Below are 8085 nucleotides of genomic sequence, written 5' to 3' on the forward strand. Positions count from 1 at the left end.
TTCGCCAAGCGTGCACCTCCCCCCTTCTTCCCTCGTGCACAGGGCGTGAAACCAAAGAGAGCCGGTGGGGCTGCGTACGCTAGCTTGCAGCCGAGGCCTGCATCTGCTCGGCCGCCTCTTGCTTGACCTGCTCGCCGTGCGTGCGAAGGTTCGTCAGTAGCGCTTCGATGCTCGTCGCAAGGGCCTCGAAGTTCGCGACGAACGCGTCGCGATCCTCTCCTACCCACTGGGCGGCTTGGACGCTTTCACGTGCGGTGTTCAGAGCAGTCGTGGTTGCCGTTGCGAGCGAGACGAGGCCCTCGCCCGTGGAGACGCCCTGTTCGGGCGACATACCGATAAATGTCGTGTTCATGTTTCCCCCTTGAGTCGTGTGTAGAAGCGTGTGTGTGCTACCCGGCGCTCGAGGCAGCGCGCTGTTCTGCTACCTGCCCGCGCGCGTTCTCGGCCAAGAGCCCGAGCCTCGCGGCATTGTCGTCACCCGCGTGGGCAAGAGTGCCCAGCTGCGCCAGGAAGTTTTCACGGTCCTCCCCGGCCCACTCGAGTGACTGGACCATGTTCACCGCGTTACTTCCCGTGTCACGGAGCGAAACGGCAAGCGACTCGAGCTCACCCGCCATGGTCTCAACGCTCCCGGGATCCATTCCCTTCATCATGGTGTTTTCCCTTCTCATGTCGTCTACGACGGTCGATTTCCGACACCTTCACGCTACGGCCTCAGCGCCCACGAACATTCTGTGGAGCGAGAGCGGCTGGCTTCGATGTGGATAACGAACAGAACTTTTCGACGCTCGTTGTGGCTAGTGCACCACGCTCGAGGCACGACGTTGCTCTGCCGCCTGCTCTACCAGTGCAAGGGCGAGTTGTCTGAGCATGTCGCTCACGGTCATGAGGTGAGCAGACACCTCATGGCCGCGATTGGCGAAAGCCTCGGCATCGGGGCCTTTCCAGGAGAGGGCACCGATGAGGGTACGAAGCTCCTGCCCCGCATGCCTCCAACTTTCTGCGTTGAACCGTAAGAGTTCGCTGAGCCGCTCGACTGCGGCTGGATCCATTCCTTCACCCATGAGGTGTGCTCCTTCGTGATGGTGGTGTGTGGTGGTCTCGAGTCATTGATGGTGCTGTTGTCGTGTCGCGCAGTGTGTTCGCCTCCGCTAAGCGGAGTCGCGATTTATGCCGCGCAGCTGCGTGCCACGAGCGAGGGGACGATAAGTCGACACTCGTGCCCTTCGACAAGCCAGGCAACGTCCGGGGTGCTCGCCCATCTCGTGCGAGGCGGAGTGCGGCCGAACACGGTAAACACATCCGTTTCGCTCGCTCCGAGAACAATGCCGCAGCCCGACTGCGCGAGTGCCGGCCCCACGGATCCGAGCCTCGAAAATGAGCCTCCCTCGAGCCCGCCATAAATACATGCACCAGCACCGAGTGCCCCGCGGATAGCGGAACCCAGCTCGGGGCCACCGCCGTCGGATTCGAGAGCTTTGATGTCCTCGAGGAGAACGAATGCCGCAGCTCCCATGCCCTTCGCCCGCTCGAGTAGGTATCGCGGATGCTCGGCATCGCTCGAGGCACGAGCAGGGACACGTAGGACTTCACGATCGTGGGCGAGGTGCGCAAGCGACTCGAGCAGCGCGAGGCGCTCATGAGCCGCGCCTCCCAACACGAGCCCTCCGGGCATAAGCGGGAGCGAAACCGGTGTTCCGTCAGTATGGGAGAAACCTACAAACCCGCGACGCGGATCGCGCACGAGCTCTCGAGCCTCGCGCACGTCAAGCAACCGTCGGGAGAGTGTAAAGGCCTCGAGGCATGCATTCCGGTCACGCTCCTCGCGCGCGCACGGTTCATCAAAGAGCGCAACGTGAGCCTCGAGGCCACCGATACTAGCCCGGCCAACGGGTGCCGCATCGGTGAGCCTGACGGCCGGCCCACACAGGGCATAGTCCTCGGGCCGCGAGAGTCGATGAATAATTCTCTCGGTGCACGATGTTTCGAGGCTCCGCGGAAGTTCGCTGGGGCCCGTGGCCCCGATAACCAGAGTGAGCTTGCGTGCGCGCGCCGTGCGGGCAAGGGCGCCGAGAAGCGAGAGCATATCCTCGCGATCGCTCGGATGGGCCTCGTGGCATAGGTCCGCGAAAGAGTCGATCACGAGCATCGACGCTCGAGAAAGAGTCTCAGTACGAGCAAGGTGACGGAGCATTCTTAGGACCGAGGCGGTGTCGTCTCCCCTCACATATGCGACGGCGTGAGACTCGTCGATGAGCACGTTGAGGCCTCTGCTTGCCGAATCGATGACGAACACTCGAGGCCTGTCCTCTACCGTGCGGGTCGAGCGCACGATGCTCACGATGCTCGTACTCCGCCCAGTTCCGGAGGCACCGTAGACGCCATACACGGATCCGGGCTCTCCCACTCGCGCGACCGCGCGGCGTTGGCGAGCCGGATCATCAAGGAGTGCGAAAGGCGCTGGGAGCCCCCATTCTTTCGCGAGCCCCTCGCCCGCGTAGTCATCCTCGAGCGGCGGCAACCACGGGGAGCGTACCCTGGCACCAGTCCGTGACCATTCGCCGATCGCCTCATCCACGATGAGGCGCGCCTCCGTCCGCTCTCGCGTGTGTCCCCGCGTCGGCGTGGCCGTCGACCGTTTCGGCTCAGCATCCCAATCGCGAGGCACGCCCTCGATGTTCATAGCCGTAACAGGAGTGACCGCGAGCCTCGAGGACCGGTCGCTTTCTCCGCGCGAGCCAGAGTACGCCATCTGCACCTCGCGCTGAAGGCCCGCCCCCACCGCGCTCACGACGGCTCGGCCCGGGGTGTCGAGGGAAATCTGAGCGGCTGCCTTTGACCCGATGACGTCGATTGAATCGGCGGCGTCGCTCAATCGAAGGGCGATGCGCAGGCTTACATTCGCTCGAAGTCGTTCGCTTACAATTCCTGCGGGGCGTTGCGTCGCGAGAATGAGGTGGATCCCGAGTGAGCGGCCTCGCTGAGCTATGTCGATGAGTTCGTCAAGAAACTCCGGGTAGTTGTCGCGCAGCGCGGCAAACTCATCGACAACGATCACGAACGCGGGCAAGTCAGTGCCGCCGCTTTCGGCGTACTCGTCGCTGTCCTTCGCTCCGATGCGGGCCAACAGCTCTTCCCGGTAGCGAAGCTCCGCCTTTAGCGACGTGAGTGCACGTGTCACGAGGCCGGGGCTGAGGTCCGTGACAAGCCCAGTGCAGTGCGGCAACCGCGCACACTCCCCGAGTGCAGCCCCTCCCTTGTAGTCCACGAACAGGAAGGTGAGCCGTCGCGGCGAATACCGAAGAGCGAGACCCAGAACCCATGACTGCAAGAACTCCGATTTCCCCGATCCCGTTGTGCCCGCCACAAGCGCGTGTGGACCCCACGTGCGCAGTGGGATGGTGAGGGGGCCTGTCTCGCCGTACCCCACGAGAGCATCGAGGGTGAGGGTTTGCGCTTGATCGCTCACGTGCCATGCTCGGGCGATACGGTCACGGATGTGACGACGTTCGGTGCCGTTCACTTCGAGGAGCGACACGCTCGCGGGGATCGCTTCACTACTGCCCTCCCTTGTACGGGCATCAACCAAGGGTGCCAGGCGGCGCGCCCACGGGAGAATCGCCTGCTCTCCCACCCCCTCGAGAGACTCGAGAGTCACAGGGGCAGTACCCCCTCGATGCCACAGCACTGCACCGCAAGCCAGTGTTTCGACTAAAGCCGCGCACACGCCCGGCACGTGCGAGCTGTCCCCCGACGTTACGATCAGCCGAGGCCCAATCTCGCCATGCGCCTCCCACGCCTCCGCGAGGATTGCGAGCGACGTAAGCTGCGCCGTGGTCGGTTCAAACGCGACAATGACGACATTTGCTTCTGTTATGTCCTCCACTGCGCCCGGCATGCGCCGCGCGGCCCACTCCGCAACACTTTCGTCGGTTTCGAGGACAAGCACGCCTCCTGCGCCGGCTCGCCGGACGTGGGGAAGCCAGGCGAGATTTCGTGCGCTCGCGTTAGCTGCGGGAGAACTGACGAGGGCGAGGCGAACGTCGGAAGGGGAATGCCGCCCACCCAGCTGTACGGCAAGAGCACGCGCAAGCGACATGCGTCCTTCACCTGTGATGCCAAGCCCGCGAATCTCACGCAGGGAGATGGTCACTGGCGCGATGACGGTTGAGCCTTGCTCCCGGAGAATATCCAGCTCACCCCTCAGAGCACGAGGCCCTTCCGCCCCAGCCTCCCCTTTGAAGCTCACCGAGCTCGAGATGCGGCCAGTGCCGAGTCGAAGCACCATAAAATCGCTGTGCTCGTCGCGAAGCGCCCACAGATCTCCAGTTTTCGGCGAGTCCCACTGGAGGATGGCCCTTGCCGACGGGAGCATCGCCTCGAGGCGCGCTTTCTCCGTTTCGTGCACACCGTGTACCTCGGCTCGGGCCTCATCAAGTGCTGCGTCAAACTCGCGAACAGCACCCACCCATTCCCTACGCACGCGGGCGCGCTGGGACCAGTAGTGCGCGATCGCCATCGCTGGCATCGCAATCACAAAAACGATGACAAATGTGCTCCGTGTGAGCGCGTACATAACGCCAGCGAGCATGAGCGGTAAGAACAAGCTCACAAACGGAACTGGCGGTGACGAACCGCACCGCGGCACACGCGGCAACGCGATCTCCACTTCCGCTTGCGTGAGCTCAATTCGAGAGGGCGGAAGATATGCACGCGCGGGCGCATCGTCGACTACGACCTCCGCGCCAGGCCTATGGCGAGCCCTGACACGCCACGGCCCCACCTGGGCATAGGAACCAGGCGCGAGACGAATCGACGCTGCCTCCCCTTCCCCCTCGCGAGCTATCACTGCCCCTTGAGCAGGGTGGATCCACACGTCGATGCCCGCCTCAATATACGCATGCGTACTCGAGACTCCCCCGCCCTCAAGGGTGAGCCGGCAGGTCGAAGATGACCCCAGCGACGACAGCCCCACATCGAGAGCACACACGCGCTCCACTCCCTCGCTTTCGACCACGAGTTCCCACGACGAGGGCACCGACCGCCGAAGCTCAGGGCGGGCACCCGGGGTGCGCACAAGCTCAAGGGTCATCCCTGAGACGAGCCCAGAGGTATGAAGCGAGACCTCACTGGCGAAGAGCGTGCCCGGTACCCCCTGCGTACTCCCTGACGCAATGCGCAGGGTGTAGCCATCGCCCTCAAGGCCGAGATGATGCCGCAGGCGTTCGGTAAGTTCCCCCGTGGTCACGGTGGCATCTGCGGCGATCTCCAGCACAACGGGAGGCTGTGAGGGAGCGCAAACCTCGACAAGCAGCGTCACGGGCCCGCCTCCTTTCAACCACCTTGGCCTCCTCAAGAATCGCGAAGATTCGGGATACGCCAAACCCCGCCTTTCACGATTGTGAAAAGCGGGGTTGTGTGCGGCACAAGGCGAGGTGCGTCAGGCGCCCTCGGGGCGCTCCTGTTCGGCCTCGAACGATCCGACGGCTTCTGCGCCGTCACCGCGATCGCCTTGGTCACCGGTGTCAGGCTCGCCCTCCGGCTGCGCAGGCGCAGCGTCGTCGAGCGCATCTTCGTCAGTGATCACGGGCAGTTCAAGCCGGTCGACGGTCGTGAAAATATGCTCCCCGTACACTCCCGCATCATCGGGTTCAACGGCACTCACAACGACCGCCGTCGCATTGTCGCGCCCACCATGGGCAACGGCCGTCTCCACGATGCGCTGGGCTACGAAATCCGCTTCCGAGGTCTCCTGAAGCATCGTGTGAAGCTCGCCGTCGCTGACCTCTCCGGTCACGCCGTCACTACACACGAGGAAGCGGTCCCCAAGGCGAACGGGAATGAGCCAAAAATCAGGTCGCGTATCGGGGCCGGCGCCGAGCGCACGCGTGATCATATTTCGATAGGGGTGGACGCGGGCCTGGTCAAGCGTAATCTCGCCGCGGTCCACGAGTTCTTGCACAACTGAATGGTCGACGCTGATCTGCGAGAATTCACCGTCGCGCAGCATGTAGACGCGGGAATCGCCGAGGTTCATCACGAGCCAGTGGGGCTCGGATTCGTGAAGCGTAAGTGCAACCATCGCCACGGTCGTGCCTGCACTACGCCCCGAGTCATCGTCGAGGCTTGCAATGCGCTCATAGGAGCGGACCATGGCGTCGGCGACGTCCTCGAGCTCTACGTAGTCTCCACCGGCGAGCGAGGCGAACTCATCCGCGACGATTCCGCTTGCGACTTCGCCGGCATTGTGGCCGCCCATACCGTCGGCGACGAGAAAAATCGGGTCGTAGGAGATGAACGAATCCTCGTTGACGGAACGCACGAGACCAACGTCGGTTGCGCCCGTCGAGGCCACACCGAAATCTCCCCCGTGCCGTTCGGCACGCAATGAAAGGTCTGCATTCACGAGTTGGTTCACATCACCTTGGTCGAGCACGGCGTGAAGGCCGAAACGCTGTGAGCGCATTCGGGCCGTACAGCCGCGATAAGGAGGCGCCGCGGGGACTCAGCACGCGGTACCTGGAGCGTACTCAAGCATAGCGAGAAGCGATGAACGGTGCAGGCTCACACGCCCGTTACGCACGGCGCCTTACGAGAGATACGGTAAATGCAGTGAGAGCATCCCTTGCCGCGCCTGCAGGAAGTGCTTCGACAAGAGCGAGAGCGCGATCAGCGTAGCTTTCAGCAAGCTTCTCGGTTTCGTCGACGACATTGTGTTTGGCCAGATGGCTGACGACCTCGGCGAGGCGTTCATCGCTCGAGAGATCACCGTCGAGCGAGGACAGCAACGTTGCTGACGCCGTGTCGTCGGGGTGCTCGGAAACATGAGAGCGCAAGAGGAGGGTGGGCATCGTGGGCACGCCCTCTCGCAAATCAGTTCCAGGGGTCTTGCCGGATTGCTCGGACGTTGCGCGGATATCGATCACGTCGTCGGCAAGTTGGAAGGCCACGCCAACGGCCTCACCGTATTCACGCATAGTCTCCACCACCTGCGCAGGCGCTCCGGAGATCATCGCTCCGAGAACACCGGCGGTCGCAATGAGCGAACCAGTCTTGTTCGAGAGCACGTCGATGTAATGAGCGAACGGATCGTCACTTTCGGTCGGACCGACCGTCTCGTTGAGCTGCCCCAAACACAGGCGCTCGAAGGTCTGCGCGTGGACGGCGACGATGTCCGAGCCGAGGCCTGCGCTTATTGCACTCGCGCGCGCTAGGAGAAAATCCCCCGTGAGGATGGCGATGTTGTTGCCCCACACGCGATGGGCAGCTTTTGTACCGCGACGGGTTTCTGCGCCATCCATGACGTCATCGTGGTAGAGCGTGGCGAGATGGGTGAGCTCGACGAGAGCACCGGCGTCAACAAGTTGAGGTGCCGAGAGATCGCCGAAGGCAGCAGCGAGCATGACAAGCACCGGACGCACACGCTTGCCGCCGGCTTCGAGCAGGTACGGAGCGGTGGCCTGCATCATGGGGTCCGACGTGGAGACGGCAGCGCGCAGCTCATCTTCGACAGCCTCGAGCCTGCTCTGGATCGCTTCCGCAAGGGAAGGGTCGATGTCATCCATCGTGAAGCTCGCCATCACTGTCCTTTACCTGACGGGCCCGTTCCCTGCGAACGAACTACAGACGTTAACTGTATCGGGATTTGAGGCTGCGTGCAGCGCAAGAGTCGCCTGCGGCGCGCGCGAATGGGGAGGGTCACGCTAGTGCAGGAACCAGCAGGGATTTCCGACGGTTTACAGATAAAAAAGAGCCCCGGTGCTGCGACCGGGGCTCTCGATGAATAATTTCGGCGGCGTCCTACTCTCCCACACCCTCCCGAGTGCAGTACCATCGGCGCAGTCAGGCTTAGCTACCGGGTTCGGAATGGAACCGGGCGTTTCCCCAACGCTATGACCACCGAAAAACTTTCGGCGATGCTGCTCGAGGCAGCGTCTCTATGAAATTTTTATAGCGCCTTCGTTCTTCGTCGAACGAAGCCGGCTGAAGAATAGTTCGGCGGTGTCCTACTCTCCCACACCCTCCCGAGTGCAGTACCATCGGCGCAGTTAGGCTTAGCTACCGGGTTCGGAATGGAACCGGGCG

At 62.9% G+C, this 8085-nt stretch carries 6 protein-coding genes and 2 rRNA genes; all 8 read right to left on the reverse strand.

Annotated features, from left to right (window positions below):
* Positions 1-79 precede the first annotated feature (79 nt).
* On the reverse strand, positions 80-352 hold the full coding sequence (locus E6X30_RS03160) for a hypothetical protein (protein WP_016665063.1): 273 nt from the start codon (positions 350-352) through the stop codon (positions 80-82).
* A 37-nt stretch (positions 353-389) separates the two neighbouring features.
* Positions 390-653 (reverse strand): hypothetical protein, encoded by a 264-nt coding sequence (locus E6X30_RS03165; RefSeq protein ID WP_016665064.1) that lies wholly within the window; start codon positions 651-653, stop codon positions 390-392.
* 144 nt (positions 654-797) lie between these two features.
* Positions 798-1064, reverse strand: a complete 267-nt coding sequence (locus tag E6X30_RS03170; RefSeq protein ID WP_034374029.1) for a hypothetical protein — start codon at positions 1062-1064, stop codon at positions 798-800.
* Between the two features lie 104 nt (positions 1065-1168).
* On the reverse strand, positions 1169-5320 hold the full coding sequence (locus E6X30_RS03175) for an FtsK/SpoIIIE domain-containing protein (RefSeq protein ID WP_316335699.1): 4152 nt from the start codon (positions 5318-5320) through the stop codon (positions 1169-1171).
* 120 nt (positions 5321-5440) lie between these two features.
* Entirely contained in the window at positions 5441-6418 is a 978-nt protein-coding gene (locus E6X30_RS03180; RefSeq protein WP_236621904.1) for a PP2C family serine/threonine-protein phosphatase, read from the reverse strand.
* Between the two features lie 157 nt (positions 6419-6575).
* Positions 6576-7580, reverse strand: coding sequence for a polyprenyl synthetase family protein (locus E6X30_RS03185; protein ID WP_034374035.1), 1005 nt, complete (start codon positions 7578-7580; stop codon positions 6576-6578).
* Positions 7581-7787: 207 nt separating this feature from the next.
* Positions 7788-7904, reverse strand: a 5S ribosomal RNA gene (gene rrf / locus E6X30_RS03190).
* Between the two features lie 89 nt (positions 7905-7993).
* Positions 7994-8085, reverse strand: a 5S ribosomal RNA gene (gene rrf / locus E6X30_RS03195); the annotation flags it as partial.

It is taken from the genome of Dermabacter sp. (genome assembly GCF_032550575.1).
Classification (GTDB): Bacteria; Actinomycetota; Actinomycetes; order Actinomycetales; family Dermabacteraceae; genus Dermabacter; species Dermabacter hominis.

What these genes read in the sequence shown, in the direction of transcription:
- E6X30_RS03160 (WP_016665063.1), bottom strand. Translation starts at nt 352, where the DNA reads ATGAACACGACATTTATCGGTATGTCGCCCGAACAGGGCGTCTCCACG.
- E6X30_RS03165 (WP_016665064.1), bottom strand. Translation starts at nt 653, where the DNA reads ATGATGAAGGGAATGGATCCCGGGAGCGTTGAGACCATGGCGGGTGAG.
- E6X30_RS03170 (WP_034374029.1), bottom strand. Translation starts at nt 1,064, where the DNA reads ATGGGTGAAGGAATGGATCCAGCCGCAGTCGAGCGGCTCAGCGAACTC.
- E6X30_RS03185 (WP_034374035.1), bottom strand. Translation starts at nt 7,580, where the DNA reads ATGGCGAGCTTCACGATGGATGACATCGACCCTTCCCTTGCGGAAGCG.